The organism is Acidocella sp. (genome assembly GCF_027352905.1).
GTDB lineage: Bacteria > Pseudomonadota > Alphaproteobacteria > Acetobacterales > Acetobacteraceae > Acidocella.
Window position 1 is genome coordinate 1 of sequence record NZ_DAIEIF010000049.1, and the last position, 26832, is coordinate 26832.

The window sequence follows — 26832 nt, forward strand, 5'->3', positions numbered from 1 at the left end:
CCCAGCGCCCCAGCCCCGCCATGGCCGCGCCCATGCCAGCCCCGGCGCGGGCGCCCGAGCCCAAGCCCAGCATTTTTAAATCCGTGTTCGGCTTCGGCGCCCGCCCCGCCGCGCCGCCGCCCCACCCCCATGCCCGCCAGGAGCCGGCCATGCGGCATGACGCGCCGCAAGAGGCGCCGCGCGCCGCCGTGCGCCCCGCGCAGCTGGACGAGGTGGGGCTGGAGATCCCCGCCTTCCTGCGCCGCAACCAGCAATAAGACCACGCCGAGGCGAGACCATGGACCGGCACGCCCAGGCGTGCCGGTTTTATTTTATAATCCGTGGCTTGGGAGGAAATAATCGGAAATAATGATTTATTGGCGGCGCTGCGCCGCAATGCGTAATTAAAAAGCTGATGCAGAGGCAGGTTTCATCTCAATGTCATCCTTGCGTGACCGATCCAGCATGATCCAGGACGCCGCGGCGCGGCGCACGCTGAAAGCGCCGATTTCGGCGGTGGGACGCGGGCTGCATAGCGGCGAGGCGGTGCGGATCACCTTGCGTCCGGCCCCGGTCAACCATGGCATCGTCTTCCGCCGGGTCGATCTTGGCGTGGATGTGCCCGCCCGTTACGATAACGTGATCGATACGAGGCTTTGCACGATGATCGGGCGGGGCGCGGCGAGAATCGGCACGATCGAGCATTTGATGGCCGCCTTGGCGGCGGCGGGCGTGGATGATTTGCTCATCGAGCTGGACGCCGCCGAGCCGCCGGTCTTCGACGGCTCCGCCGCGCCGTTTTCATTCCTGCTGGAGAGCGCGGGGGTGATTGAGCATGGCGGCGCGCGCCCGGCGCTCGAAATCCTGCGGCCCGTGAGGGTGGAGCAGAACGGGGCCTTCGCCGAGCTGCGCCCGCATCTGGATGGCGGCAGCGGCTTCGATCTCAGCCTGTCGATCGAATTCGCCGCCCGCGCCATCGGCGCCCAGGCCTATCAGTTTCGCCTCTCCGCCGAGGGTTTCGCGGCCGAGATCGCCCGGGCGCGCACCTTCACCCTGAAAGGGGAGATCGAGGCGCTGCGCAAGGCGGGGCTGGCGCGCGGCGGCTCCCTGGCCAACGCGGTGGTGGTGGATGACGGCCAGGTTCTCAACCGCGAGGGCCTGCGCTACGACGATGAATTCGTGCGGCACAAGCTTTTGGATGTGATCGGCGATCTCTACCTCGCGGGGGCGCGCATCGAGGGGCGGTTCATCGGCAGCCGGACCGGGCACGCGCTCAACAACCAGTTATTGCGCGCGGTATTCGCGAACCGGGCGAATTACCGGCTGGCGGTGAGCGCGCCCGGCGCCACTTTGCAATTGACGGCGGCCTGAGGCCGCCGCCGCCGGGCTTCACCAGCTATTATTGTTGAGGTCGTCGCCGCCGCCGCCATTGTCCCAGCCGGGATCGCCCAGCAACCCATCGTCCTGGCTTTGGCCCAAGCCCTGATCCGGCGGCGCGGCCTGGGCCTCGTGCCCGCCCATCATGCCATCCACGATGCGCTCGCCCGCCGCGAAGCCGGCCCCGGCGGCAAGACCGCCGAGGATGGAGCCGCCGAGCCCGCCGCCAAACCCGCCAAAGCCGCCTGGCCCATACGGCCCGTTGGGCCCCTGGGCGCCGTAAGGCATGTTTGGATTGCCGGGATAGGGAGGGCGGTAAAACGGCACTGGCCCGCGCCGCAAGCCGGAGAAGAGGCGCAACAGAATGAACAGCAGCACCAGCCCGCCAATGACCAGCAAGGCAACGCTGATGCCGGCATGGCCGGCGGCGGGCGCGTTGAGCCCTTTCTGGATATGGGCCTGCAAGGCGGCGGCTTTTTGCGGATCCGCGAAGGGCAGGCCCGGCGCGTATTGCTCCGCCTTCGCCAAAGCCTGGGCCGCGGCGGTCTCATTGCCGCGCGCGTCCTGCGCCTCGGCGGCAAGGTACCAGGCCACTCCGCTCTCGGGATGCTGTTGCAGCACACCTTTGAGCGCCTGGAGCGCCTGGGCGCTTTGGCCGGTATCGATCATCGTCTGGATCTGGCGCGGCGTCGGCCCCGCATCCTGCGCGCGGGCGGGCAGGGCCGGGCCGAGCAGCAGCCCCGCCGCCACCGCGAGGGAGAGGAAAAAACTTCTGGTCATGCTGTGGAAATCCTTGGGCATCCGGAGCGGATATATGGGGCCTCGGCGCGAAAAAATCCATTGCGGCGAATGGGTGACGCTCGACAAAAACCGCTGGCGGCAATGCGATATTAATGTACGGGGCCGATAAAATTACATACCATCCGAATCGTGGGGAGAAACACTGCGCGGGACGCCAGATTTGTCTCACCCGATTTCTATGGTGACAAGGAGGCCCTTGCATGACCAGTCTTGCTCACGCCGCCGACGAGGCTAACACCGTCTCCAATCCGCTCGATCTCGTGGAACAGATCGTCGCCGCCAATGAATGGAATTTCGACCGCCGCTCGGACTCGGATCTCGCCGCCGAGGCGCAGGGAAAATGGTGCGATTACGGGCTGTATTTCTGCTGGTCCGACGAAATCTCGATCATGCATTTCTCCGCCACCTTCGACATGAAGGCCCCGGCGAAACGGCGCGGGACGGTTTACGAATTGCTCGCCAAGGCGAATGAGCGCTTGTGGATCGGCCATTTCGGCCTGGACGCGGAGACGGACATGCCGGTTTACCGCCATGCCATGCTGCTGCGCGGCGCGCCGGGCGTGGCGGCGGAATCCGTGGAGGATATGATCGACATCGCCCTCACCGAATGCGAGCGCTTCTTCCCCGCGTTTCAATTCGCGATTTGGGGCGGCAAAAGCCCGGATGAGGCGCTGGACGCGGCCATGCTGGAATGCGCGGGCGAAGCATGACATAGGGCGGGCATGACCGCCCTGCCCCCGATTCTTCTGGTAGGTGGCGGCCGTATGGGCAGCGCGTTGCTCGCCGGTTGGCGCGAGCAAGGGCTGGCCGAGGCCGTCATCATCGACCCCTCCCCCGCCGCCCAGGCCCTGGCCGGACCCGGCGTGACGGTGGCGGCTGACCCCGCCCGGCTCCCCCCAGGCTTCGCGCCGGAGGCGGTGGTTCTGGCGGTGAAGCCGCAAATGGCGGCGGCGGCGCTGCCCGCCTATGGGCATCTGGCCGGGGCGCTGTTCATCTCCATCATGGCGGGTAAAACCGTGCAGGGCGTGGCGGGGCTGCTGGGAGGCGCGCCCGCCATCATCCGCGCCATGCCCAACACCCCCGCCGCCGTGCGCCAGGGCATCACCGTGGCTTTCGCCGGGGCGGGCGTATCCGCGGCGGGGCGGGATCTGGCCGCCCGGCTGCTCGCCGCCGTGGGCGAGGTCGCCTGGGTGGAGGAGGAAGGGATGCTGGACCCGGTGACGGCGATTTCCGGCGGCGGCCCCGCCTATGTCTTTCTCCTCACCGAGCTGATGGAACAGGCCGGGCTGGACCAGGGCCTGCCGTCGGAGCTGGCCCGGCGCCTGGCCCGGCAAACGGTGATCGGCTCCGCCGCGCTGCTGGCCGCCTCCCCCGAAACCCCGGCGGCGCTGCGCGAGGCCGTAACCTCCCCCGGCGGCACCACCGCCGAGGCGCTGAAACTGTTGCGCGCCGATGACGCATGGCCAAAAACGTTCAAAGCGGCCATCCAGGCGGCCACGGAACGCTCCCGCGCTCTTTCCGCTTAATTTACTTTGCCGCCCCCCATTGCTACACCGCGCCCCGAGCAGCATTCCTGAAAGGCCGCCGATGAAGATTGTCGCCGCCAACAGCAATCGTCCGCTGGCTGAGGCTGTTGCCGCCGGCCTGAATCTGCCCCTGGCGAAAGCGTCGATCCGGCGGTTCGCGGATATGGAAGTGTTCGTCGAGGTTCACGAGAACGTGCGCGGCGAGGATGTCTTCGTCATCCAATCCACCTCCTACCCCACCAATGACCATTTGATGGAGCTGCTGATCACGCTGGATGCGCTGCGGCGCGGCTCCGCCCGGCGGGTGACCGCGGTGATTCCCTATTTCGGCTATGCGCGGCAGGACCGTAAATCCGGCCCCCGCACCCCGATCTCCGCCAAGCTGGTCGCCAATATCATCACCGAGGCCGGCGCCAACCGCGTGCTGACCATGGATTTGCATGCTGGGCAAATTCAAGGGTTCTTCGACATTCCGGTGGATAATCTCCCCGCCGCGCCGCTCTTCTCCCGCGACATCCAGGAACGTTTCGCCGGGCGGACGCCGATGATCGTCTCCCCGGATGTGGGCGGCGTGCTGCGCGCGCGCATCATCGCCCGGCGGCTGAACACCGATCTCGCCATCATCGACAAACGGCGCGAGCGCGCGGGCGTGTCCGAGGTGATGAACATCATCGGCGACGTGGCGGGGCGGGATTGTATCCTGGTGGATGATATCGTCGATTCCGGCGGCACGCTGTGCAACGCCGCCGAGGCGCTGCTCGCCAATGGCGCGAAATCCGTGGAGGTCTATGTCTCCCACGGCGTGCTCTCCGGCGGGGCGGTGGCGCGGATCGCCGCCTCGCCCATCGAGATGATGACGATCACGGATTCGATCCTGGGAACCGAGGCCGTGCGGCTCGCCCATAACATCCGCCAGCTTTCCATCGCCCCGCTGCTAGCCGAGGCGATGCGGCGGATTTCCACGGAAAGCTCGGTCTCCTCGCTCTTCGATTGATCGCCGGCCCGGCCCCCTGGAGCCGGGCCAGGGATTGGCCTACAAACCTCCCACGCCGCGCTCATGGAGCGGGCGGATATAAACGGAGGTGGCCATGAAACTTTATTATGCTCCCAATGCGTGCTCGCTCGGCATCCATGTGCTGCTGGAGGAAATCGGCAAACCATTCGAATTGCTGAAGGTGGATCTGGCCGCCGGGGCACAATACAAGGAGCCCTACGCCTCGCTCAACCCGAAATCCAAGGTGCCCGCGCTGCTGCGCGACGATAACTCCCTGGTGACCGAATGGCCCGCCATCGCCTGGTATCTGGCCAAAACCAATCCCGAGGCGCGGCTCTTGCCGGAGACGATAGAGGGCGAGGTGCGGACGCTGGAGCTGCTCGATTATATGGTCGCCACCGTCCATATGCGGGGCTTCACCCGCATGTTCCGCCCAGCCGCCTTTACCCCCACCAGCGCCGACGAGCCGGCCGTGAAGCAGACGGGGCGCGATATCGTGACGGCCGGCTATAAGCTGCTCAACCAGGCTTTAGGCGCGAAAGCCTATTTGCTGGGCGATTATTCCATCGCCGACGCGGCGCTGTTTTTCCTCGAAAACTGGGGGCCGCGGGCCAATCTGGAGCTGCCGGAGGGGCTGGCGGGACATCTGGAGCGCATGCGCGCCCGGCCGGCCGTGCAGCGGGCGCTGAAAGCCGAAGGGCTGGCCTGATTTGGCGCTGCCACCCGTTCCGTTCTGGTTTCTCCGGCATGGCGAGACGGATTACAACGCCGCCGGGCTGAGCCAGGGAGCGCTCGATATCTCCTTGAACGCTAATGGCCGCGCCCAGGCCGAGCGGGCCGGAGCGCTGCTGGCGGGGCGGGGCATCACCCATATTCTCGCCTCGCCCATGCGGCGCACGCGCGAAACCGCCGATCTGGTCAATGCCAGCTTGCGGCTGGAGGTGGCGTATGAGCCGGATTTGCGGGAGGTGGTGTTCGGCGGCATGGAAGGCCAGCCGCTTTTGCCCTGGTTTCCGGAATGGCTGGAAGGGCGTTTTACCCCGGCGGGGGCGGAAAGCTTCGCCGAACTGCTGGAGCGGGTGGCCGCGGCGCTGGCGCGCGGGCTGGCGGCGCGGCCGGGGCCGCCGCTCATCATCGCCCATGGCGGCGTGTTCCGCGCCATCCGCGACTTGATGGGCTTGCCCCGGGAGGGGCTGACCGGCAATGCCGTGCCGTTTTACTGCGCGCCGGAGGGCGGCGGCTGGCGGGTGACCAGCCCCGAGAGGTCGCCCGGGGCTTTATGAGCCGGCCGGGTCGAGATCCAGGGTCAACGCCACCGGAACATGGTCGGAAGGCTGCTCCCAGTCCCGCGCCTCGCGCAGGATTTGGAATTGCCGCAGCGCCGGGACGAGGTCCGGCGTGACCCAAATATGGTCGAGCCTGCGCCCACGGTCGGAGGCCGCCCAATCCCGGTTGCGGTAGGACCACCATGTGTAGAGTTTTTGCGCCGCCGGCACGAAATGCCTTATGGCGTCGTAAAACCCCTGGTCACGCCAGGCCTCTAGCGCCGCGACCTCGATGGGGGTATGGCTGACGACGTTGAGAAGCTGTTTATGGCTCCATACGTCATGTTCCAGGGGCGCGATGTTGAGATCGCCCGCCAGCACGGCCCGGCGCGGCTTGTGCGCGGCGAAATGCGCCCGCGTTTCCGCCAGGAAGGCGAGCTTATGCGCGAATTTGGCGTTGACCGCGCCATCCGGAATGTCGCCGCCAGCCGGAACGTAGAAATCGTGAATGGTGAGGGGGCCGGTTTGGGTTTGCACCGTGGCGGAGACGTGGCGGCAATCCGCCTTGCCGCACCAATCGGGCGTGTCCTCCGCCAAGGTCAGCGGCAGGCGCGACAGGATGGCGACGCCGTTATAGCCTTTCATGCCGCGCTTGAGCACATGGGGAAACCCTGTGGCGGCGCCGATATCCTCCGGAAACAGCGCATCCGGCACCTTGGTTTCCTGCAGGCAGAGAACATCTGGCCGCAACGCCGCGACGAGGCGGTGCAGCAAGGACTGGCGCAGGCGCAACGAGTTGATATTCCAAGTGGCGATGGTGAGCGGCATGTTTGAAATTCAGCCGCCCGAAGGGATCGGCGACGTGGCGGGCGTGAATTGAAATAGCGAATCCGGAAATGGCCGGGCGGCGGGAGAAATGTCGTATAAATGCACGATGGTCTGTTTTCCCTGAGCATCGGTGACCACCCAGCCACGCAATTCCAGCGGATCGGTCGCGAAGGACAGGGTGAGGCTTCCCGCCGCCTCCTTGCCCTTGCGCACCAGCGTGACATCCACCTGCCCGGGCTGGCGCAGAATATTGGTGACGTAAACGTCCGCGCTTTCCAGATCAACACGCGGCGCCAGCAGAATGCCAAGCGGCGTGGTGCTCAACGGAATATTACTGGTCTGACCCAGATCGGGATCGTAATAGGTTAAAATGCCAAATCCGGCCACGAGAAGCTGGGGGTCGGGCGGGTCGTAGGCGAAGCGCATTTTGCCGGGACGCTGAAGCCAGGCCTTACCAGTGCGTGTCGACCCATCCGCCGCCACTTGGAGAAAATTAGCCGTGACGGATTTCTGCGCGTTGAGATAGGCTTCTATTTGCGCGAGGAGCGCTTTGTCCTGATCGGATAAAGTCATGGGGGCGGCCCGCGCCGGCGCTTTGGCCAGCAGGGACGCCCCCAGAAACAAGGCGGCCGCGCGAAGAGCGCGGCGGCGCGTGAGGTTAGCCCGCCGCGCGGCGGCTGGAGGCCTCGGTTCTATGAGTGGTGAAAGCATCCGTCATAATATGCCGGATTTCCCGGAGAAAAGCAGCCCCCTTGACCGTGCGTTGCACCAGCACCGAGCGGCGGTCGGAAGGGTCTACCTTGCGGCGGACGTAATCAAGCTCCGTCAGCCGGTCGAGGGCGCGGGTGATCGCCGGTTTGGAAACGTTCAACTCATGCGCCAGGCCACGGACGGTGTGGGGTCCCTCGCCAAGATAACAGGTTAGAAAAACCCCAAGCTGCCGCGCGGAAAGATCCACACCATCCCGCCGGACGAGGGGGACGATGGTATCGCGGAGAATCCCGACCAGCTGATCGGAAGAAAGTTGAGGAGGTGCCATTATTCAGTTCCCTTGAAAATTTGGAAAATCGTTCTGATCAAGCAAACCTCGGCGAGGCCGTACCATAAAACGATGGGAGCAAAAACCATTAAATGAGATGCGAAAGAAATTCAATATGAGTTCGAAAAGCTTCCCCAGCGCCTCTCCGGCAAGCTAACAAAACAAGAGATTCCGTTTTACGTTTGTTACTTAAGACACCGCTCATCGTGAAAAAATTTTAATTAAAATTAGGCCGAAACGTTTTTATGTTGCCCACCCTTGTTGGTTGAAAAAATTTCAATCGCCTCAAGCAGGGCCTGCAAGGTTTGGGCCTCTCCCCCCTCGGGATGGCCAGGACGGGTGGAATCGTTCCAGGCATAGGTATCGATATGCGCCCAGCATATGCCTGGAGAGATAAAGCGCTGCAGAAATAGCGCGGCGGTGATGGCGCCGGCGAATGGTTTCGATGAAATATTGTTAAGGTCGGCAAATGAAGATTCCAACCAGGAGGCATAGCTGGCATGCAAAGGCAACCGCCATAGGGGGTCCCCCGTTTCCAGCCCGGCTGAGAGAATTTGCGCCGCCATGGCATCATCATTGCTGAACAGCGCGGGCAGATCCGGCCCCAGCGCCACGCGGGCCGCTCCTGTGAGGGTGGCAAGATCGACGAGCCAGTCAGGATTTTGCTCACAGGCTTCAGCCAGGAGATCGCAGAGCACCAGCCGCCCCTCGGCGTCGGTATCGCCGATTTCCACCGTCAATCCCGCCCGGGTCTTGATAATATCCGAGGGCCGCATGGCGTGTCCGGAGACGCTGTTTTCCACGCAGCCTATCCGCAATTCCAGGCGAATGGACAAATCGAGCGCCATGATGGCCGCCGCCAAGCCCAACGCGATCGCGGCGCCGCCCATATCCTTGCGCATCAGCCGCATCGCGCCGCCGGGTTTGAGATTATACCCGCCCGTGTCGAAGCATACCCCCTTGCCGCAGAGCGAGATCAGGGGTGAGGTCTGCGTGGCGGCGCTGCCCCGCCAGCGAAGCAGCACGGCGGCGGGCGGCCGGTCCGAACCCGCGCCGACCGTGGCGATGGCGGGAAACCGGCTGGCCAGCGCCGCGCCGCGCACGCCCTCGCACTCCGCCCCGTGGCGGCGGCCGAGCGCCAGCGCCACCTCCGCCAGCTCATCCGGGCCGAGCCGGTTGGGCGGGGTGTTGATGAGTTCGCGGGCGAGCATGACGCCGCCCGCGATGGTGCGAGCGCGGGTATCCGCCGCGGCCAGGCTGGCCAATCCGGTTTTTTTCGCTTTCAGCGATTCATAGCGGTAGGCGCCCAGCAAGAAGGCGAGTTCCGCTTTGTTGCGTGGAAATTCTCCGGATTCGATCCGCCAGGCGGTTCCGGCGGGCAGGGCCGAAGCTGCGGCGCCGAATGACTGGAGGATGGGAACCGCCTCCCCCAGCCCGAGCAAGGCCGCGCCGGGCGCGCCCTGACGATCCGGCACCAAAAGGACGCGCCCGCTTTCCGCCTCGAAACCGAGGAGCGCGGCCTGGGCGCGCGCCTCCGGCCAGCCTTCCAGCAGGGCGGGCAAGGCATGGGGCTGGACGGCGTGCAAAGCCCGTGGGGCGGCGGCGGCAACGGCCAGCCCGGCGGGGTGATCGAGACAATGGAGAAAATCATTCGGCATGAGCGCAGCATAGGCCGCGCCGCGCCGTTGATCCATGCCCGCCAACCGCAAGAAAGCCGAGCCTCACCGATGGCGGGCTGGCGTTCCGACGGGATTTTACGTTAGTGCAGGCGCTCGATGCCGATGGCGGCCACGCGGCCTTCCCGCTGTTGCAAAGCGAAGCGCACACGCTCCCCCTCGTTCAACTTGCGCAGACCGGCATGCTGCACGGCGCTGATATGAACGAAAATATCGTTGCCGCCATCATCCGGCGCGATGAAACCATAGCCCTTGCCCGGATTGAACCATTTGACGACCCCGGTCTGTGACGCGGAGGACTGGGGGGATTGACCCTCTTGAATCATTTCCATTTCGACACCTTTCTTGGCCCCGTTTTATTCGGGTTTTAAGTCGTCGCCGGCGATTTTCCGGCAACCCGCAGCTTAACTGCTTTTTCCCCCTCGGCGCAATAAAAACCTGTTTTGTTGCAATGCGGTACGGCTGGCCACCGGTACGCGCGGGGCGCGCCGCCCTATCTTTCAGGCGGCGTCCTCGGCCTTATCCCGGAGCCGGACATAGGCGATGGCGGCGTGCTCCTCGCAATAGGGCTTGCCGGTCATCGCCGCGGCATTGCAAAAATGAAAACTGGCGGTGCCCGGCTCGCCGATGGGCCAGCAGCAAGGGGCGGTACGGGGCAGCTTTGGCTTGGGCGCGGGGGTGACGGCCCGCAACACGGGCACCGGCGCGCTGAGGGAGGCGGAGAGCGGCGGCAGGGTAGGCCCCTGCACCCGCCTAGGCACCGGCGGGCGCGGCGCCACCCCGGGAGCGCGGCGAATGGGAGAAGGGCGCGCGGGCAGGTTCAAGCGGTGCGCTTTGCCCACCACGGCGTTTTTCGAAACATTCAGCCGCCGCCCGATCTCAGCGGTCGACAAACCCTGCGCCCACAAATTCCGCAGGCGGGAAATTGCCTCTTCCGTCCACTCCATTTGGTGGGTCTCCCTTGAATGACCTACTAAATAAAGTAGACCCAAGCCGGAGGACACGCAATATTTAGGGGGCGGGATATGAGGGTTTTCTGTGGAAAACCCGTTACCATTTTGTTCAGGGAAGAGAGGCGTCCCGCAAGGCCTCGGCGCAGGCATCGAGAATGGCGTCGCAATCCATTTCGTACTCACGGTAAAGCTCGGCGACCGTGCCGGATTTACCGAAACGGTCCGGACCCAGGGCCATCACGCGCTGGCCGCGCACCGCCCCCAGCCAGGCATGGGCGGCGGGGTGCCCATCCAGCACCGTGACCAGCGCGGCATGGGCGGCGAGAGGCGCGAGAATATCCTCGATATGCGCCCGCCCCGCCTGCCCCTCGCGCCGCAAACGCTGCGCCTGCCGCCACCCCGCGTAAAGCCGGTTGGGGCTGGTGATGGCGAGCAGCCCGGCGCCGGGCACCTCCTCCCGCACCAGGGCGAACGCCTTCTCCGCCTCCGCCGCCAGCGCCCCTTGATAGGCGATGGCGAGCTCCGCCCCTGGCGCGGGGGGCACGGCCCAATGCGCTCCGGCGATGACATGCGCGGCGTTGAGCGCCCTGGCGGGCTGGGGCAGCACGAGATTGGAAAGACGCAGCCAGACCGCCGAACCATCCGGCCTCTGCATATATTCGAAAGCGTGGCGCATCATGATTCGCAGCTCGTCGCAATAGGCCGGCTCGAAGGCGGCCAGCTTGTCCTGCACGATGCCGAGCAGCGGCGTGTTGGTGGCCTGATGCTGGCCGCCCTCCGCCGCCAGGGTGATGCCCGAAGGGGTGGAGACGAGAAGAAAACGCGCATCCTGGTAGCAGGCATAATAAAGCGCGTCGTGCCCGCGATTGACGAAAGGATCGTACACCGTGCCGATGGGCAGCAGCCGCGCGCCGTAAAGCTCGTGCGCCAGCCCGGCGGCGCCGAGCAGGAGAAACAGGCTTTGCTCGGCGATGCCCAGCTCGATATGCTGGCCGTGCGGATGCATGTCCTTGCGGACCATCGAGGCGACCTTGTTCTCGCGGAAAATATCCGGCTGGGCCTGGCGGGCGAACATGCCGCGCCGGTTGATCCAGGAGGTGAGGTTGGTGGAGGTGGCGACATCCGGGCTGGAGGTGACGATGGCCCGCGCCAGCGCCGCGGTCTCGGCCTGGGCCCGCCCGATCTCGGAGAGGATCTCGCCAAAGCCGGTCTGGGTGCTCATTCGCCGCCCGGCGATGCGCGGCTGCGGCAATTCCGCCGGCACCGGCACGGCGGGCGCGGCGAGGCGGCGTCCGCCCGGGGTCAGCGGCGTGGCGTAAGGCGCCTCGCGCAGCAGCCGCTCGACCCGGTGCGGATGGGCGAGCCCCTCGAGCGGATCCCATTCATGGCCCGGGCGGATGCGCATCTCGGCGCGGAACTGGTCCATCTGTTCGGGCGTCATCAACCCGGCATGGTTGTCCTTGTGGCCCGCCAGCGGCAGGCCGTTGCCCTTGATGGTGTAGGCGAGGAAAACCGTGGGCTGGCTGGAGGCGGCGGCCGCGGTGAAGCTTTGCAGAAGCGTGGCGAGATCATGCCCGGCCAGATTGGTCATCAGCTCCGCCAGCTCGGCATCGCTCAGCGAGCCGATGAGCGCGCGCGCGCCCCGGCTGCGGCCAAGGTCGCGCAGCAGCGCCTCGCGCCAGGCCGCGCCGCCTTGAAAGGTGAGCGCGGAATAGACGGAATTCGGGCATTCATCCAGCCAATGCCGCAGGCTGGAGCCGCCAGGCTGGGTGAACGCCTCTTGCAGCCGCTGGCCGTAGCGCAAGGTAACGACCCGCCAGCCCATATCGCGGAACAGCCCCTCGAACCGGCCGAAGAGCCGGTCTGGGATGACGGAATCGAGGCTTTGGCGGTTACAATCCACCACCCACCAGACATCGCGGACATCGTGCTTCCAGCCTTCCAGCAGGGCTTCGTAGATATTGCCCTCGTCCAGCTCCGCATCGCCCGCGATGGCGACATGCCGCGCCCGCGCCGCGCCTGGGGGCCCAAGGCGATGCGCCTCCACATAATCCTGAATCAGCGCGGCGAAGCTGGTGATGGCGACGCCAAGCCCGACGGAACCGGTGGAGAAATCAATCTCCGGTCCATCGGTGGTGCGGGAGGGGTAGGCCTGGGCGCCACCGAGCTGACGAAAATTTTGCAGCTTCTCCAGGCTCTGCCGCCCCAGCAGATAATTGATGGCGTGAAGCACGGGAGCGGCGTGGGGTTTGACCGCCACGCGGTCCTGCGGCCGCAGGGCGTGAAAATACAACGCCGTCATGAGGGTGGTGACGGAGGCGCAGGACGCCTGATGCCCACCCACCTTCGCGCCGGTGGGGTTGGGACGGATGTTGTTGGCGTAATGAATGGTCCAGGCGGCCAGCCAGAGAAGCTTGCGCTCGATGGCGGCCAGCGTTTCCAAACCTCCTTGGCCGGGCCATACGGGCCGCATTTCATTCATGGCCCGACGTTACAGGAAAGCGGAGCCGCGGGAAATGGGTTTGCCCCGCCCGAGCCGGCTGGCTAATTCAGCGACCCCGCCACAATGGCCGCGATGACGCCGGTGGCGATGGCGACCATGAGAAATTGCCCGCCGGAATAGACCCACTGATAGCCGTACGGGGGCGGCCGCAAATGGTAATAATTGTAATTATTGATGACGACGCGATTACCCTCGAAACGGTCTCCCTGAGCCCAGTGGCGCGGCGGCGGGCCATAATAGCCCGGTCCGCGCGGGGGCGGCGGGCCATAATAGCCCGGTCCATGCGGGGGCGGGCCATAGCCCGGCCCGCGCGGCTGAGCCAGAACGGGCGAGGCCGTGACGGCCAAAGCCGCGATGAGGCCCAGCATTCCATTTCGCCAGCGCATGCGGCTTGTCTCCCTATGATTGCCTGACCATACAAGCCGGATGATCATGGCTTTTCTGGGCCGGGCCAAACCGTTTTTGTAAAGAAATCACGCATCACCGTCTTTGCTGTCACGCATGGCTCAGCCTGCCCAGCAGAGGGGGAAGATCCTCCGCCAGCATGCCTGGCCCGGCCTGGGCGGCGGCGGCGCCATGCAGCCAGACCGCCGCGCAGGCGGCGGCGAATGGGGGCATGCCGCGCGCCAGCAAGGCCGCCGCCAGCCCGGCCAGCACATCGCCCGTGCCGCCAGTGGCGAGCCAGGGCGGCGCGTTGGCATTGATGGCGGCGGTGCCGTCCGGCGCCGCGATCACGCTATCCGCCCCTTTCAACACCACCACCGCCTGGATCTCTCTGGCGGCGCGCCGGGCGGCCTCCAGCTTGCTGGGGCCGATGGCGCCAAAGAGACGGGTGAACTCGCCCTCATGGGGAGTGATGACGGCGACACCGCGCAGCCGCTCCGGCCTGCCCGCGCAGGTGGTGAGCGCGTCCGCGTCCGCGACGATGGCCAGGCCTGGCGCCGCGAGAAGCTGGGTCAGCGCCTCTCCCGCCGCCGCGACGCCGAGGCCCGGCCCCACCACCCAGCTTTTGCGGCGCGCGTCCCGCAGCAACTCGGCCAGCGGCTCATGCCGGAGGATGATGCCCGCCTCCGGCAAGGGGGCCGCCGCGGGGGCGGCGATGCTGACCATGCCCGCGCCGCCGCGGCGCGCCGCCATCGCCGCCAGCCGCGCCGCGCCCGGCAGCGCGCCGGAGAGGATCGTGACATCCCCGCTCTGATATTTATGGCCGGTGGGCGCCTGGGGCGGGAGGGTGAACAAGGCCGGGCCGTTCTCCCATGTATCAACCCCGGCCCCGGCGATGACGCTCTCCGCCATGCCGATGTCACGGAGCAGCACCTCGCCGCATAGGGCGCGGCCGGGGAAAAGGAGGTGGCCGGGCTTCTTGCGCACGAAGGTGACCGTGAACTCCGCCTGCGGCGCATAGCCCCGAACCTGGCCGGTGGCGCCATCCAGGCCGGAGGGAACGTCCACCGCCACCAGCCGCCGGGCGGCCCGCAGCAGCGAGATGGTCCGTGCATCGAGCTCCCGCGACAGGCCCGCGCCGAAGATCGCGTCGATGACCAGCCCGGCCCGCGCGGCCTGCTCCGGCCCCGCCTCCCGGAAATCCGCCACCCTCACCGGCCAGCCCGCTCGCGCCAGATATTTCGCCGCCGCCTTGCCATCGCCGCCATTATTGCCCGGCCCCGCCAGCACCAGCACCGGCACCGGCGCGCAGCGTTGCAAGATGGCCCGCGCCACCGCCCGCCCGGCCGCCCGCATCAAAGCCTCGGTGTTTCCCGCCAGCGCGTCCGCGCGCGCCATTTGCGCGGGGGTGAGCAACGCGCCTGCAAAATGCTCTGGCGGCGCAAAGGAATATGCCATTAACTCGCTCCGTGTCAGGAGGAATGGGATGGGTAGGATCATAGCGGTTGCACAGCAAAAAGGTGGCGCGGGCAAGACCATGCTCGTCACCCAGCTTGGCGCCGCCTTGGCGGAGCTGGGCACGGTGGCGCTGCTCGACACCGACCCGCAAGCCAGCCTCACCGCCTGGGGCCGGTTGCGCGCATCCGCCGCCAAGGCGAAGACGGCTCTCGACACCTCCACGGTCTCCGGCTGGCGGCTGGCGGGCGAACTCGAGACATTGAAATCGGCCTATGATTATATCATCATCGACACCCCGCCGGTGATCGACAGCGACGCGCGGCGCGCCATCCGCGGCGCGGATCTCGTGCTGGTGCCGCTCAACCCGGCCCCGCCGGATTTATGGGCCGCGGAAGGCACGCTCAAAATGACCTTTGAGGAACGCCGCCCGGCCGTGCTGCTCTTCAACCGCGCCCCCGCCGCGTCCCGCCTGCGTAAGCGGTTGGAGGCGGAGATCGCCGCGCGCCGCCTGTCCCTGCTCTCCGCCGCGCTGGCCAACCGCGCCGGCTATGCCAACGCCTTCGCGGAGGGGCTTGGCGTGACCGAGGCCGCGCCCGCCAGCCAGGCGGCGGAGGAGGTGCGCGCCGCCCGGCAGGCGCTGCTGACCCGGCTCGAAGACCCGGCGGCCCTGGCGACGTGAAAAAAATTTCCTCCGCACCGCTTGCGCCTGCAAAAAACCGCATAAGCGCGCTTGCCATCCCGTCTTTTTTCAGCCACAATCTGACCCGTGGCAATAAAATCCAGCCGCGTGTCTCTTAAAAGAGGCAAACGGTAACGCGACAGCGAATGCTAGCCGCCAAGTTTAGGGAGCCAAGAAACAAGGCATCAAAAAGTTGATGCTGGCTGGCCTTAGCGGCCAGCCTTTTTTTGTTTAAGGCATCGGTTTGCTCGGTTAGCTCAGAGCGTTAGGATGTCCCGCGCCGGATGGCGGCGGCGGTGAAACCGGGAGACGGAAACCTCCCCCCATACGCCTTCCTGGGTGAAGGGGTCCTCCGCCACCAAACGGTCCACCGCTTTCCTGTCGGGCGCCTCGAGAATCAGCAGCGATCCTGTCATATAGTCGCCATCATCCGTTTGCAGCGGCCCGGCCATGATGATCCGCACGGGCCCGATATCGTCCTGCCGCTCCAGGAAGCTGCGGTGGGCCGCATAGAGTTCCAGCCGGCGCGGGAGGGCGCCCGGGTGATCCTTGGCATGAAGTACAAAGAGCGGCATGAGGCTGACCTCTCCTGACATATTCGCGCAGCGGTAGTATAGAAACAGGGGTTTGACACGCCCCGTCTTCGCCACCCAGCTTTGTGCGCGGCGCTGAGGGCAAATCGAGGAGGTAATGATGAAGCTGTTGCGGTATGGCGAGGAAAGCGGCGAAAAATGGTGCATTCTCGATCATGACGGCGCCATCCGCACCTTGGACGACGCGCTCGCCAACATCACCGGCGATGAAATGACCCTTCCCTGGCTCGAACAGCTGCAAAGGCTCGACCCGGAGAAGCTGCCTCTGCTGAAAGCGGAGCACCGCATCGGCCCTTGCATTCCCCGGCCGCTCAATTTCGTCTGCATCGGGTTGAATTACGCTGACCACGCCGCCGAGACGGGAGGAAAAATTCCCCAGGAGCCGATCATTTTTCTCAAATCGCTCTCCGCGTTCTGCGGGCCTTATGATGACATCATCATCCCGCCCGGCGCGAAAAAAACCGATTGGGAGGTGGAACTGGGGGTGGTGATCGGCGCCAAGGCCAGCCGGGTGCCGGAAGATACCGCCCTGGAATATGTCGCGGGCTACGCGGTGGTGAACGATGTCAGCGAGCGCTCTTACCAGACCGAGCGCGGCGGCCAATGGGACAAGGGCAAAGGCTGTGACCGTTTCGGCCCGGTCGGCCCCTGGCTGGTCACCAAGGATGAGGTGCCCGACCCGCAAGCCCTGCGTTTATTCTGCGAGGTGGATGGAAAAACAATGCAGGACGGCACGACCGCCAACATGATCTTCGGGGTGAAGATGCTGGTTTCCTATGTCTCGCAATTCATCACGCTTTATCCTGGCGACATCATCGCCACCGGCACGCCGGCGGGGGTGGGGATGGGCAGGAAGCCGGAACCGGTTTATCTGCACCCTGGCCAGACCCTCCGCCTCGGCGTGGAGGGGCTGGGCGAACAACGAGCAATAACGATCGGAGGTTGAGGATGGTCACCGAATTCGCGGATATTCAGGTCAAGGCCGGCATGGAACAGGAGTTTATCGACGGGGCGGGGCGCAGCAAACCCAAATTTTTGGCGTTTCCCGGCTGCCATGGCATGGACTTGCAGCGCATGATCGAGGACCCGCGCCGCTTCATGCTGATCGTCCAATGGGACAGCGTCGCGGCGCATGAAAGCTTCCGGGCCAGCCCGGATTTCAGCGAATGGCGGAAAAATGTGGGGCATACTTTTGAAAAGCCACCCTATATGATGCATGGTGAGCCGGCGCTCTAGCCAAGGGCCAGAGCGAAGGATACCGCCGCCATGAGGCATAGCCAGATGGCGGCGGGCATCAACGTCCGGCTGCGCGAGAAGATCAGCGCATAGGCGGCTTTCACGAGATTGTTACTGGCGCTGGCGATCAGCACGGCGCCGGTCACCGCCCCCTCGCTCACGGTGAATTTGCCGGCAAGCAGCGAGAGGATGAACGGATCAATATCCGAGAAGCCGACGACGAAAGCGAGCGCGTGCAGGCCGGCATCCCCGAAATGAAGGGTGACGAGCCGGGTGAGACCCGCAAACAGCATGAACAGCAAGGCGAAAAGGAAGGCCGCGGGTAGATCCAGGGGATTGCCGCTGACCGGCGGATGCGTGCGCGTCAGGCCGCCGCGCTCCCGCCAAGCCATCAGACCCGCCGCCATCAGCGAGGCCAGAAAAAACCCGCCGAACGGCAAAGCCAGGGCCAATGCCGCCTGCTCGTGCCCCACCAAGGCGATCAAGGCTAGCAGCCGGGCATACATCATCGCGGTGGCGATGATGACCGCGGCGGAGGCGAAGGCCATGCCTTGCGGCTCGGCCCTTACCGCCCGCGCCAGCACAAGCGTGGCGGCGGTGGAAGAATACAGCCCGCCCAGCAGACCGGTTAGCAAGGTGCCCGCGCGAGGGAACAGGTAACGATGGGCGAGATAGCTGAGATATGAGATCCCCGAGACGGCCAGCACGGCCAGCCATAGCTTTGTCCAGGATATCCCCGGCAGGTAGGGCACATCGCTACCCGGGAGAAGCGGATAGATCAGCCCGGCGAGAATGAGGAATTTCGCCAGGGTGACCCCTTCCTCGGAGGGGAAGGCGTCAGAAAAACGCCGGATTTTGACCTGCTCCCCCAGCGCCACCAGCACCAGCACCACCAGCGCCGCGGGCACCACCGGCGGCGCGGTGAGCAAAAGCGGCCCCAGCGCATAGGCGACCAGCCCGATGATGGTGGGAACGAGGGAGCTTTCCCCCGCCTTGAGGCGCTTGCGGTATTCCAGCACCAGCGCCATCCCCAGCACGGCCAGCCCCACGCAAAAAGGCACGACCGGCGCGACGCTCCACAAAACGAAACCCAGCGCGGAGATGAGGGTGATGGTGCGGGTGGTGCCGAATCCCTGCGCCTCCGGACTGAGCGGCCCTTCTCCCCGCCGGCGATAGGCGTGCAGCTCCAGCCCGATGAGAAATCCCAGCCCCGTGGCGCCGATGAACCCCGCGAGGAGCGGCGGCAGGATCATGCGCCGCGCAGCGCCCGCAAGCCCTGGTCGAGATCGGCGATCAGGTCGTCCACGTTTTCAAGCCCTATGTGAAACCGCGCGGCTTCACCCTCGAACCGGCCGGTGCCCGCCGTACGGCGGATGGTGCCGGAGCTGGGCAATACCAGGCTTTCGAAACCGCCCCAGCTGACGCCGATGCCAAACATCCGCAAGGCGTCGATCATCCGCTCCACATCCTGCGGCGTGTATTGGGGCTGAAACACCACGCCGAACAATCCGCACGCCCCCGTAAAGTCGCGCTTGAAATTCTCGTGCCCTGGGCAGGATGGCAAAGCCGGGTGCAACACCCGCGCGACTTCTGGCCGGGCCGCGAACCAATGCGCGATGCGCAGCCCCGCCGCCTCCGCCGCTTTGAGCCGGACATGGAGGGTGCGCAAACCCCGCAACGCCAGCCAGCAATCGTCCGGGCTGGCGTAATTGCCTATTTCAAGCGCCCCCTGGCGCAGCCAATGCCAATCCTCATCGGTATTCACCACCACCGCGCCGAGGATGATGTCGGAATGGCCGCCAGGATATTTGGTAAGGGCGTGGATGGAGACATCCACACCGTGGCGAAAGGGCGCGAAGTGGAGAATGCCCCAGGTATTATCGAGAAACACCTTGGCGCCATGGGCATGGGCGACCGCCGCGAGGCCGGGAATGTCCTGGACTTCGAATGTATGGCTGCCCGGACTCTCGGTGAACAGGACGCGGGTATTGGCCTGGAACAGCCCCGCGAGCCCGCCGGGCGTGATCATCGGGTCATAATAGCTGGTGGCGACGCCAAAGCGGGCCAGCACCGAATCGCAGAAACCACGGGTGGGGCCGTAGACGGAATCAGGCACCAGCACATGCTCGCCTGCTCTCAGATAGCTCAGCAGCGGCAGGGTGATCGCCGAAAGCCCGCTTCCCGTCACCTGGGCGCGGGTTCCTCCCTCGATCTCGGCGATGGCGGCCTCGAGGGCGAAATGGGTTTCGCTGCCCATCAGCCCATAGATCTCCACCGGCTCGAAGGCGGCGTCCGGGCCGAGCGCCCGCTTGGCCGCCACACTGGCGTGCAGAACCGTGGAGCCGCGCTTCAGCGGTGGATTGACAAAGCCATATTGCCTCACCGGCGCGCGCCCGGATTGCACCAGGGCGGTTTCGATTTTTCTTGCCATTCAAGCCTCTACGGGGGTATCGCCGCGTCCGCCCCATTCCGCCCAGGACCCATCATAAACCGCTGCCTCCGGCAAGCCCGCCAGACTCAAGCCCAGGGCCAAGACACAGGCCGTGAGGCCTGACCCGCAGGTGGTGATGACCGGCCTCGTTCCATCCGCCCCGGCCGCGGCGAAGATCCGCCGTAAGGCGTCCGGCGAACGGTAGCGGCCATTTTCCAGGACCTCGCTGAACGGCAGGGAGCGGGAGCCGGGAATATGCCCCCCACGCAACCCTGGACGCGGTTCCGGGGTTTTTCCGTAAAACCGGGAAGCGGCGCGGGCGTCCAGCACCAGCGCCTCCGGGGCGGCAAGATTGGCGCGCATCTGCGTTAATGAGCGCACGAGGTCCGGCCGGTAGCGGGGGGTGAAGCGGGCGGGCGTGGCGGGGCGGGGAATGCCCGATTCGATCTCTCCCCCCGCCGCGCGCCAGCCGGGCAGACCGCCATCCAGCACCTGCACATTGTCATGGCCGAACACGCGGAACATCCACCAGAGCCGGGGGGCGGAAAAAATGCCGCGCTGGTCGTAAACCACGACCCGCGTCTCATCCCCGATGCCGAGCGCGCCCATGGCGGCGGCGAAATCCTCCGGGGTTGGCAGCATGTGGGGCAGGCTGGAGGAGCGATCCGCCACCTCGTCGATCGCGAAGAAACGGGCGCCTGGAATATGGGCGGCGGTGAAATTCGCCGCCGCGTCCTGGTTTTCACTAGGGAGAAAATAGGTGGCGTCCAGCACCGCGGAGCCGCTCTCGCCAAGGGATGAGCGCAGCGCCTCGGGCGAAAGGAGGGGGGGCATCAGCGGCGAGCGGCGGCGATGAGGGCGCGCACCCTCTCCGCCGCCGCCACGCCCTTAATGGCTTCCCGCCAGACCGACTCGCAAAGACGCTGATGCGCGGCGATGGCATCCTCGGCGCTGGTGATCAACGCCACCCCGGTTTGCGCGCCCGGCAATGAATCCACGGGGAAGGGGTTGACCGCCAGGGTTGCCCGCTCCCGCGAGCGCAGCAGAATGAAAGGCCCATTTGGCTCCCCCTGCGCCATCAACCCGAGCTGGAGGCCAATCGGCTCGCTCTCCATCAGATTGGCGACCATTTCCATTTCTCGTAACGCTGCCTCCCGGGCTTTGGCGCGCAGCGCGTCCGAGACCTGGGCGCCGGGCGCGATTCCCTCCGCCAAAAATTTCTGAATGGAGGAGGCCGTGAAAATGCTGATAATGGATGGTTTACGGCTTTGGTAAAGCTTTTTTCTTTCCGCCATCACCTCGAGCAATTGCTCCGTGGCGGCGCGCGTCAAGAGTCGATCGCTCTCCAGGGTCTCGGCATGCTCATCAAAGAGCTGCGCCAAAACCTGATCATATTGCGATGATGTTGTCAGATAACATATCGGCCCGGCGGCCTGCAAAATCTGTTCAGCCGATTCCTCGATTTGTCGAAGCCGTTCCGCATACCCGATCGGCTTGGCATAATATTCGATACCTATGCCGAGCAGTGTCAGAGGAGAGATTTTGAGAAGCTCCGCCAGACGATTGATGGTGTCGAGCTTGATGACCTCGCCTTTCTCATACCGGTAAAGAGCGGCGCGGGAGACACCCAGCCGCGCGGAAATTTCCTCCGCCTTCAGGCCGGATTCCATCCGATAAGCACGCAATTGCTGACCAATCTCGTCAAAGCGCATCGAAGCCATTTTATCTCCCCGTGAAGCAAAGCCAGCGCTTCTATTGTTGGACTATATCTAGTTTTTGACAAGAGTTTCATAAATCGTACCACGCCCATCCAAGGGTGCGTGATCGATGTTGGTGGGGGTTGCGCTCTTGCGGCACGTGACCAAGCCCGGCAGAGAGAGGGAATGAGACCCGACCGGCTCGTTCTGCTTGGATTGGCATTTGCCCTGGGGCTGGGCTGTGCTTTGATTTTACTTCCTTTTTTGCCGGCCATGCTCTGGGCCGCTATCTTGGTCTTTTGTCTTTGGCCCGTTTACGTCCGCTTCCGCTCTCATCTGCCTCCCGTATTGGCGGCGATCGTCATCACGATCGTCGTGGCTGTCCTCCTGCTTGTGCCGCTCATCCATCTCGCCTTGGTGGCGGCCAAAGAGGCACGAGACAGCCGGGGATGGGTCACGGATGTCATTCAAAACGGCTTGCCGCCGGCGCCCGGTTTTCTTCAAAAAATTCCGGTCATCGGCGGGATGCTGGCGGATTTCTGGAATAATTCCGCAAATGATCTTGGCGGCCTGATGAATTCGGCCCAGCCCGTGCTCGGCTCGGTGGCCCATACTGGGATCAAATTGCTTTTGCATATCAGCCACGGCGTCGTCGAAACCGTCGTAGCGCTCTTTTTCGCCTTTCTGTTTTTTCTATCGGGAGAACAGATCATCGAGCGTATCCGTCTGGTTTTAGCCCGGGTGATCAATCCCCTCATGCTAGAGGAACTGCTAGGGCTGGTCGCGGCGACCGTGCGCGGCGTTGTCTTCGGCATTCTGGGCACGGCGGCGTTCCAAGGCATCCTTTACGCCATCGGTTTTGAGGTCGCGCATGTGCCCCAGGCATTGATTTTGGCCACCATCGCGGGGCTCATCTCGATTGTTCCGGCGGGCGCCGTGATCATCTACGTGCCGATCTCCCTTTATCTGATCGCGGCCGGCCACCCGGTCGTCGGGATTCTGCTCGCGATTTACTGCTTCGTGGTTGTCGGCGGCGCCGATTCGATCCTCCGCCCCTGGCTGATTTCACGGGGCGCGGCCCTGCCCTACGCGGTGACGCTGATCGGCGTTTTGGGCGGCGCTCTCGCCTTCGGGGCGCTGGGAATTTTTCTGGGCCCCGTATTACTGGCGCTGGGCATCACCATGGCGGAAGAATTCGCTGGCCAACCCCGCGGCACATGGCGGCAACCGTAATTTAACCAGGCATTAAGGAGTTTGGGGCAAAACAAAGAAATGTTGACGCATGTGAAGGGGTCACGCGCCGCCGGGGCACGCCCCAATCCGATTGTTAACGGAAGCAGCCAGGCCCGGCGGCAAGCCGCGGAAAAAGCAGGCCGCCGCGCAGAAACTCACGTCGCGGACATACTCGGCCGCCGCGGTTTTGACATCCTCGCCCATCGGTTTCGGACCGGAGCCGGCGAAATAGATATCATCGCCGCGAACCCGCGCTCCCTGGTTTTTATCGAGGTCAAGGCACGGCGAAGCCGGGCGGAGGCCGCCTATGCCGTTTCCGCGCGGCAGCAAACCCGGCTATGGCAGGCCGCCGGGATCGCCCTCGCGACGCATCCAGAGTGGACACGCCCGGAGACACGGTTCGATGTGGCGTTCGTGATGCCGGCTGGCGTGGAAATCATCGAGGACGCAATCCGTCTGAATATGTCCTGAAGCTGGGGCCTCCAGCCCTGATTGAGCATTAAAGGTTCAGATTTTTCTTGGCGAAATTATGATGCCCTTCCACATAGCGCACCGTGCCGGATTTTGAGCGCATGACGATGGAATGAGTGACCGCGCCGTGCCCCGCCCGGCGCACTCCTTTCAACATAGCGCCAGACGTGACGCCCGTGGCGGCGAACATCACATCGCCCCGGGCCATCTGCTCCAATGTATAAATATGGCCCGGATCCGTGATGCCCATGGACCGGGCGCGTTCGATCTGGGCGGCGTCCTCGAACATCAGCCGCCCCTGCATCTGGCCTCCGGTGCAGCGCAGCGCCGCCGCCGCGAGAACGCCCTCCGGCGCGCCGCCAGAGCCTAGATACATATCCACCCCGGCATCAGGCTGCGCCACGGCGATGACCCCTGCCACATCGCCATCGCCGATGAGAAGAATACGCGCCCCGGCCTCGCGGATTTTGGCGATCTCCTCGGCATGCCGCTCACGATCCAGCATGCAGACCATCAATTCCGACACATCGATGCCTTTCGCCAAGGCGAGGTTTTTCAAATTTTCCTTCACCGGGGCATCCAGCGCCACGACTCCCTCCGGCAAACCGCCCCCCACCGCGATCTTTTCCATATAGATATCCGGCGCGTGCAGAAAATTCCCGCGCTCCGCCAAAGCCACGGTCGCGATGGCGTTGGGCCCGCCCTTGGCGGTAATGGTCGTGCCTTCCAGAGGATCGACCGCGATATCCATGGCAGGACCGCCGCACCCCACCTTCTCGCCGATATAGAGCATCGGCGCCTCATCCATCTCGCCCTCGCCGATCACCACCGTGCCGTCGATTGCCACCGTGTCGAACGCCTTGCGCATCGCCTCCACGGCGGCGCCGTCGGCGTCGTTCTTCTTGCCGCGTCCGATCCAGCGCGCGGCGGCGATGGCGGCGGCCTCGGTCACGCGGACCAGCTCAAGCGCCAGGTTGCGGTCGGAAACTTCGCCCAGGCGAAGAGGTTCGGTCATGGCTCTATCCTTATTTCGGTTCGATACGGATCAGCGCCGGGGCTTCCAGCACCGCTTCCAGCGTGGCGATGCGCGCCAGCGCGGCGTTCACCGCGTCCTCGCGCGTTTCGTGGGTCAGCAGCACGATCGGCACCGCCTCGCCCGGCTTGCGCCCATGCTGCAACATGGATTCGAGCGAGATGCCATGGTCGCGCAAAATGGCGGTGACATCGGCCATCACGCCGGGCTGGTCGACCACCATCAGGCGCAGGAAATAAGCGCTGGAAAGCCGCGCCATCGGCACCACGCGGGCCTCGGCCAGCGCGCCCTGCGCCATGCCCCAAACCGGGATCTGGCTACCGCGGGCGATGTCGATGAGGTCGGCGACCACGGCGGAGGCCGTCGGCCCCTCGCCCGCGCCGCGCCCTTGCAGGAACACTGGGCCGGAGAAATCACCCTCCAGCAGCACGGCGTTGAACACGCCATCCACGGTGGCGATCGGCTTGCTCACCGGCACCATGGCCGGATGCACGCGCAGCGACACGCCCTCGCCGGTCTGCTCCGCGATGCCGAGCAGCTTGATGCGGTAGCCGAGCTCCTGCGCGAAGGCGATGTCCAGCGCCGAAACGCGGCGGATACCCTCGATATGCAGATCGGCGAAATTGATGCGCGCGCCGAAGGCCAGCCCGGCCAGGATGGCGAGCTTGTGGGCGGCGTCCACGCCGTCAATGTCGAAGCTGGGATCGGCCTCGGCATAGCCCAGGCGCTGGGCATCGGCCAGCACATCGGCGAAATCCCGCCCCTCCTCGCGCATGGTGGTTAGGATGTAGTTGCAAGTGCCGTTGAGGATGCCCGCGACGCGGCTGACCTGGTTGGCCGCCAGCCCCTCGCGCAGCGCCTTGATCACGGGGATGCCCCCGGCCACCGCCGCCTCATAGGCCAGCGGCAGGCCAGCATCCTCGGCCGCCTGGGCCAGCGCCGCGCCATGCACGGCGAGCAGCGCCTTGTTCGCCGTCACCAGCGGACGGCCCGCGGCCAGCGCCTTCTCGGCCAGGGCCTTCGCCGGGCCGTCGGAGCCGCCGATCAGCTCCACGACCACGTCCACCTGCTCGTCCCAGGCCAGGGCCAGCGGGTCATCGTGCCAGATCAGCCCGTCCAGCGAGATGCCGCGCTCGCGGGTGCGGTCACGGGCGGACACGGCGGTGACCACGATCGGGCGGCCAGCGCGGGCGGTGATCAGCTCCGCCTGCCGGGCCAGGAGTTTGACCACGCCAGCACCCACGGTGCCCAGCCCGGCAATGCCGACGCGCAAGGGGTTCATCATTTGCTCTCCAGAGAGTCGTCCGCCGGGGCGGCGTTATCGGTGGCCAGGAAGCCGCGGATATTGCGGATGGCTTGGCGCAGACGGTGGGTGTTTTCGACCAGGGCGATGCGCACATGCGTATCGCCATATTCGCCAAAGCCGATGCCCGGCGCCACCGCGACCTTGGCCTTGGCCATCAGCAGCTTGGAGAATTCCAGGCTGCCCAGATGCTTGTAGCGCTCGGGGATCGGCGCCCAGGCGAACATCGAGCCGTTGGGGGACGGCACGTCCCACCCGGCCTGATGCAGCCCCTTGATCAGCACGTCGCGGCGCTCGCGGTAGAGGTTGCGCATCTCCTCCACGCAATCCTGCGGGCCGTTCAGCGCCGCCGTCGCCGCCACCTGGATCGGGGTGAAGGCGCCGTAATCGAGATAGGATTTCATGCGGGTGAGCGCCTTGATCAGGCGCGGATTGCCCACGCCGAAGCCCATGCGCCAGCCGGCCATCGAGTAGGTCTTCGACATCGAGGTGAACTCCACCGCGATCTCCTTCGCGCCCTCGACCTGCAGCACGGAAGGCGGCGGGTTGCCGTCGAAATAAATCTCGCCATAGGCGAGGTCGGAGATGATGAAGATCTCTGTCTTGCGGGCCAGCGCCACCAGCTCCTTGTAGAAATCAAGGTCGGCCATGTAGGCGGTGGGGTTGGAGGGGAAGTTCACGATCAGCGCCGTCGGCTTCGGCACCGAGTGGCGCACCGCCTGGTCGATGGCGCGCAGCATGTCCTCGCCCGGATGCGCGGGGATGGAGCGCACCGAAGCGCCCGCGATGATGAAGCCGAACTGATGGATTGGGTAGGACGGGTTGGGCACCAGGATGGTGTCGCCCGGCGAGGTGATGGCGGCGGCGAGGTTGGCCAGCCCCTCCTTGGAGCCGAGCGTGGCGATCACCTCGGTCTCCGGGTCCAGCTTCACGCCGAAGCGGCGCTCATAATACGCCGCCTGGGCGCGGCGCAGGCCGGGAATGCCCTTGGAGGTGGAATAGCGATGCGTGCGCGGGTCCTGGATGGTTTCGACCAGCTTGGCGACGATATGCGCCGGGGTGCCGGAATCCGGGTTGCCCATGCCGAGGTCGATAATGTCCTCGGCCGCGGCGCGGGCCTTGGCCTTGGCGGCGTTCACCTCGGCGAACACATAAGGGGGCAGGCGGCGGATGCGGTGGAACTCTTCAGAGGACATGTTCAACTCGGACTCGGGTTATCGATGCAAGGCTTAATATACGAATTGCGCGAAGCCGCCAGAACCTGAAGCCAGGGCGGCGATGCGGATCGCGGCGGGCGGCACGCCGGCGGCAGTGAGCGCGTCGGCCATCCGCCGCGCCCGCGCCAGGGCCAGCGGCAGCGCGCCCTCGCCAAA

The 26832-nt window shown here is 65.3% G+C and carries 29 protein-coding genes and 1 pseudogene; 12 read left to right on the top strand and 18 right to left on the bottom strand.

The annotated features are described in order from the left end of the window. Nucleotides 1-257: pseudogene (locus M7H45_RS08915) on the top strand (cell division protein FtsZ); the annotation flags it as partial. A 187-nt stretch (nucleotides 258-444) separates the two neighbouring features. Further along, nucleotides 445-1350, top strand: a complete 906-nt coding sequence (gene lpxC, locus M7H45_RS08920; RefSeq protein WP_298216193.1) for a UDP-3-O-acyl-N-acetylglucosamine deacetylase — start codon at nucleotides 445-447, stop codon at nucleotides 1348-1350. A gap of 18 nt (nucleotides 1351-1368) precedes the next feature. Here lpxC and M7H45_RS08925 read toward each other — a convergent pair whose 3' ends face one another. Beyond that, nucleotides 1369-2136, bottom strand: a complete 768-nt coding sequence (locus tag M7H45_RS08925; protein ID WP_298216195.1) for a tetratricopeptide repeat protein — start codon at nucleotides 2134-2136, stop codon at nucleotides 1369-1371. Nucleotides 2137-2357: 221 nt separating this feature from the next. Here M7H45_RS08925 and M7H45_RS08930 point away from each other — a divergent pair, with 221 nt between their 5' ends. From M7H45_RS08930 to M7H45_RS08950, 5 genes are all read left to right on the top strand, one after another. Continuing rightward, complete coding sequence (locus M7H45_RS08930) at nucleotides 2358-2867, top strand: YbjN domain-containing protein (protein ID WP_298216197.1); 510 nt, start codon at nucleotides 2358-2360, stop codon at nucleotides 2865-2867. A 12-nt stretch (nucleotides 2868-2879) separates the two neighbouring features. Beyond that, nucleotides 2880-3683: a pyrroline-5-carboxylate reductase gene (gene proC / locus M7H45_RS08935; RefSeq protein WP_298216199.1), complete on the top strand. Its 804-nt coding sequence runs from the start codon at nucleotides 2880-2882 to the stop codon at nucleotides 3681-3683. Between the two features lie 61 nt (nucleotides 3684-3744). Continuing rightward, on the top strand, nucleotides 3745-4677 hold the full coding sequence (locus M7H45_RS08940) for a ribose-phosphate pyrophosphokinase (protein ID WP_298216201.1): 933 nt from the start codon (nucleotides 3745-3747) through the stop codon (nucleotides 4675-4677). A 94-nt stretch (nucleotides 4678-4771) separates the two neighbouring features. Continuing rightward, entirely contained in the window at nucleotides 4772-5386 is a 615-nt protein-coding gene (locus M7H45_RS08945) for a glutathione S-transferase (RefSeq protein ID WP_298216203.1), read from the top strand. A gap of 1 nt (nucleotide 5387) precedes the next feature. Next, on the top strand, nucleotides 5388-5960 hold the full coding sequence (locus M7H45_RS08950) for a histidine phosphatase family protein (RefSeq protein WP_298216205.1): 573 nt from the start codon (nucleotides 5388-5390) through the stop codon (nucleotides 5958-5960). On the opposite strand, the gene M7H45_RS08955 is transcribed toward M7H45_RS08950, so the two are convergent. The 9 genes from M7H45_RS08955 to M7H45_RS08995 all read right to left on the bottom strand — a co-directional run bounded on the left by M7H45_RS08955 (nucleotide 5955) and on the right by M7H45_RS08995 (nucleotide 14783). Then, nucleotides 5955-6770 carry an exodeoxyribonuclease III gene (locus M7H45_RS08955; protein ID WP_298216207.1) on the bottom strand — a complete coding sequence of 272 codons (816 nt, stop codon included), beginning with the start codon at nucleotides 6768-6770 and terminating at the stop codon, nucleotides 5955-5957. The two genes, M7H45_RS08950 and M7H45_RS08955, sit on opposite strands and share 6 nt — an antisense overlap. 9 nt (nucleotides 6771-6779) lie before the next feature. Next, nucleotides 6780-7343 carry an outer membrane lipoprotein carrier protein LolA gene (locus M7H45_RS08960; protein WP_298216209.1) on the bottom strand — a complete coding sequence of 188 codons (564 nt, stop codon included), beginning with the start codon at nucleotides 7341-7343 and terminating at the stop codon, nucleotides 6780-6782. Between the two features lie 85 nt (nucleotides 7344-7428). Continuing rightward, nucleotides 7429-7809, bottom strand: a complete 381-nt coding sequence (locus M7H45_RS08965; RefSeq protein WP_298216211.1) for a MarR family transcriptional regulator — start codon at nucleotides 7807-7809, stop codon at nucleotides 7429-7431. Between the two features lie 227 nt (nucleotides 7810-8036). Then, nucleotides 8037-9503: a M17 family metallopeptidase gene (locus M7H45_RS08970; protein WP_298216213.1), complete on the bottom strand. Its 1467-nt coding sequence runs from the start codon at nucleotides 9501-9503 to the stop codon at nucleotides 8037-8039. Nucleotides 9504-9568: 65 nt separating this feature from the next. Beyond that, entirely contained in the window at nucleotides 9569-9817 is a 249-nt protein-coding gene (locus M7H45_RS08975; RefSeq protein ID WP_408832778.1) for a cold shock domain-containing protein, read from the bottom strand. Nucleotides 9818-9985: 168 nt separating this feature from the next. Continuing rightward, the gene (locus M7H45_RS08980; RefSeq protein ID WP_298216214.1) at nucleotides 9986-10432 is read right to left on the bottom strand and encodes a GcrA family cell cycle regulator; all 447 of its coding nucleotides are present in this window, start codon (nucleotides 10430-10432) and stop codon (nucleotides 9986-9988) included. 115 nt (nucleotides 10433-10547) lie between these two features. Further along, entirely contained in the window at nucleotides 10548-12881 is a 2334-nt protein-coding gene (locus M7H45_RS08985) for a transketolase (RefSeq protein WP_408832780.1), read from the bottom strand. 101 nt (nucleotides 12882-12982) lie between these two features. Continuing rightward, nucleotides 12983-13327 (bottom strand): RcnB family protein, encoded by a 345-nt coding sequence (locus M7H45_RS08990; RefSeq protein WP_298216218.1) that lies wholly within the window; start codon nucleotides 13325-13327, stop codon nucleotides 12983-12985. Between the two features lie 109 nt (nucleotides 13328-13436). Then, nucleotides 13437-14783, bottom strand: a complete 1347-nt coding sequence (locus M7H45_RS08995; protein WP_298216220.1) for an NAD(P)H-hydrate dehydratase — start codon at nucleotides 14781-14783, stop codon at nucleotides 13437-13439. Nucleotides 14784-14811: 28 nt separating this feature from the next. On the opposite strand from M7H45_RS08995, the gene M7H45_RS09000 reads away from it, so the two are divergent. Continuing rightward, a complete protein-coding gene (locus tag M7H45_RS09000; protein ID WP_298216222.1) occupies nucleotides 14812-15462 on the top strand; it encodes a ParA family protein in 651 nt (216 codons plus the stop codon). A gap of 257 nt (nucleotides 15463-15719) precedes the next feature. Here M7H45_RS09000 and M7H45_RS09005 read toward each other — a convergent pair whose 3' ends face one another. After that, on the bottom strand, nucleotides 15720-16037 hold the full coding sequence (locus M7H45_RS09005; RefSeq protein WP_298216224.1) for a YciI family protein: 318 nt from the start codon (nucleotides 16035-16037) through the stop codon (nucleotides 15720-15722). Between the two features lie 118 nt (nucleotides 16038-16155). On the opposite strand from M7H45_RS09005, the gene M7H45_RS09010 reads away from it, so the two are divergent. Together M7H45_RS09010 and M7H45_RS09015 are read left to right on the top strand one after the other, a co-directional pair. Further along, nucleotides 16156-17001, top strand: coding sequence for a fumarylacetoacetate hydrolase family protein (locus M7H45_RS09010; protein WP_298216243.1), 846 nt, complete (start codon nucleotides 16156-16158; stop codon nucleotides 16999-17001). Nucleotides 17002-17003: 2 nt separating this feature from the next. Beyond that, nucleotides 17004-17291: a putative quinol monooxygenase gene (locus tag M7H45_RS09015; RefSeq protein WP_298216226.1), complete on the top strand. Its 288-nt coding sequence runs from the start codon at nucleotides 17004-17006 to the stop codon at nucleotides 17289-17291. Here the strand turns inward: M7H45_RS09015 and M7H45_RS09020 are convergent. Genes M7H45_RS09020 through M7H45_RS09035 form a run of 4 tightly spaced genes read right to left on the bottom strand, consistent with a single transcriptional unit; the run spans nucleotide 17288 to nucleotide 21434 of the window. Further along, on the bottom strand, nucleotides 17288-18544 hold the full coding sequence (locus tag M7H45_RS09020; RefSeq protein WP_298216228.1) for a DUF4010 domain-containing protein: 1257 nt from the start codon (nucleotides 18542-18544) through the stop codon (nucleotides 17288-17290). The genes M7H45_RS09015 and M7H45_RS09020 overlap by 4 nt on opposite strands. After that, the gene (gene metC, locus M7H45_RS09025) at nucleotides 18541-19722 is read right to left on the bottom strand and encodes a cystathionine beta-lyase (protein WP_298216230.1); all 1182 of its coding nucleotides are present in this window, start codon (nucleotides 19720-19722) and stop codon (nucleotides 18541-18543) included. Before metC ends, M7H45_RS09020 begins: the two co-directional genes overlap by 4 nt. Then, on the bottom strand, nucleotides 19723-20556 hold the full coding sequence (gene sseA / locus M7H45_RS09030; protein ID WP_298216231.1) for a 3-mercaptopyruvate sulfurtransferase: 834 nt from the start codon (nucleotides 20554-20556) through the stop codon (nucleotides 19723-19725). After that, nucleotides 20556-21434: a helix-turn-helix domain-containing protein gene (locus M7H45_RS09035; RefSeq protein ID WP_298216245.1), complete on the bottom strand. Its 879-nt coding sequence runs from the start codon at nucleotides 21432-21434 to the stop codon at nucleotides 20556-20558. The genes sseA and M7H45_RS09035 overlap by 1 nt, the downstream gene beginning before the upstream one ends. Before the next feature lie 171 nt (nucleotides 21435-21605). Here M7H45_RS09035 and M7H45_RS09040 point away from each other — a divergent pair, with 171 nt between their 5' ends. Beyond that, entirely contained in the window at nucleotides 21606-22652 is a 1047-nt protein-coding gene (locus M7H45_RS09040; protein ID WP_298216246.1) for an AI-2E family transporter, read from the top strand. Between the two features lie 21 nt (nucleotides 22653-22673). After that, entirely contained in the window at nucleotides 22674-23123 is a 450-nt protein-coding gene (locus M7H45_RS09045) for a YraN family protein (protein ID WP_298216232.1), read from the top strand. A 28-nt stretch (nucleotides 23124-23151) separates the two neighbouring features. Here the strand turns inward: M7H45_RS09045 and glpX are convergent, their stop codons facing one another. Genes glpX through M7H45_RS09060 form a run of 3 tightly spaced genes read right to left on the bottom strand, consistent with a single transcriptional unit; the run spans nucleotide 23152 to nucleotide 26655 of the window. After that, complete coding sequence (glpX, locus tag M7H45_RS09050) at nucleotides 23152-24138, bottom strand: class II fructose-bisphosphatase (RefSeq protein WP_298216234.1); 987 nt, start codon at nucleotides 24136-24138, stop codon at nucleotides 23152-23154. Between the two features lie 10 nt (nucleotides 24139-24148). After that, complete coding sequence (locus tag M7H45_RS09055; protein ID WP_298216237.1) at nucleotides 24149-25441, bottom strand: homoserine dehydrogenase; 1293 nt, start codon at nucleotides 25439-25441, stop codon at nucleotides 24149-24151. Next, nucleotides 25438-26655 carry an LL-diaminopimelate aminotransferase gene (locus M7H45_RS09060; RefSeq protein ID WP_227076629.1) on the bottom strand — a complete coding sequence of 406 codons (1218 nt, stop codon included), beginning with the start codon at nucleotides 26653-26655 and terminating at the stop codon, nucleotides 25438-25440. Before M7H45_RS09060 ends, M7H45_RS09055 begins: the two co-directional genes overlap by 4 nt. Nucleotides 26656-26832: the final 177 nt, after the last annotated feature.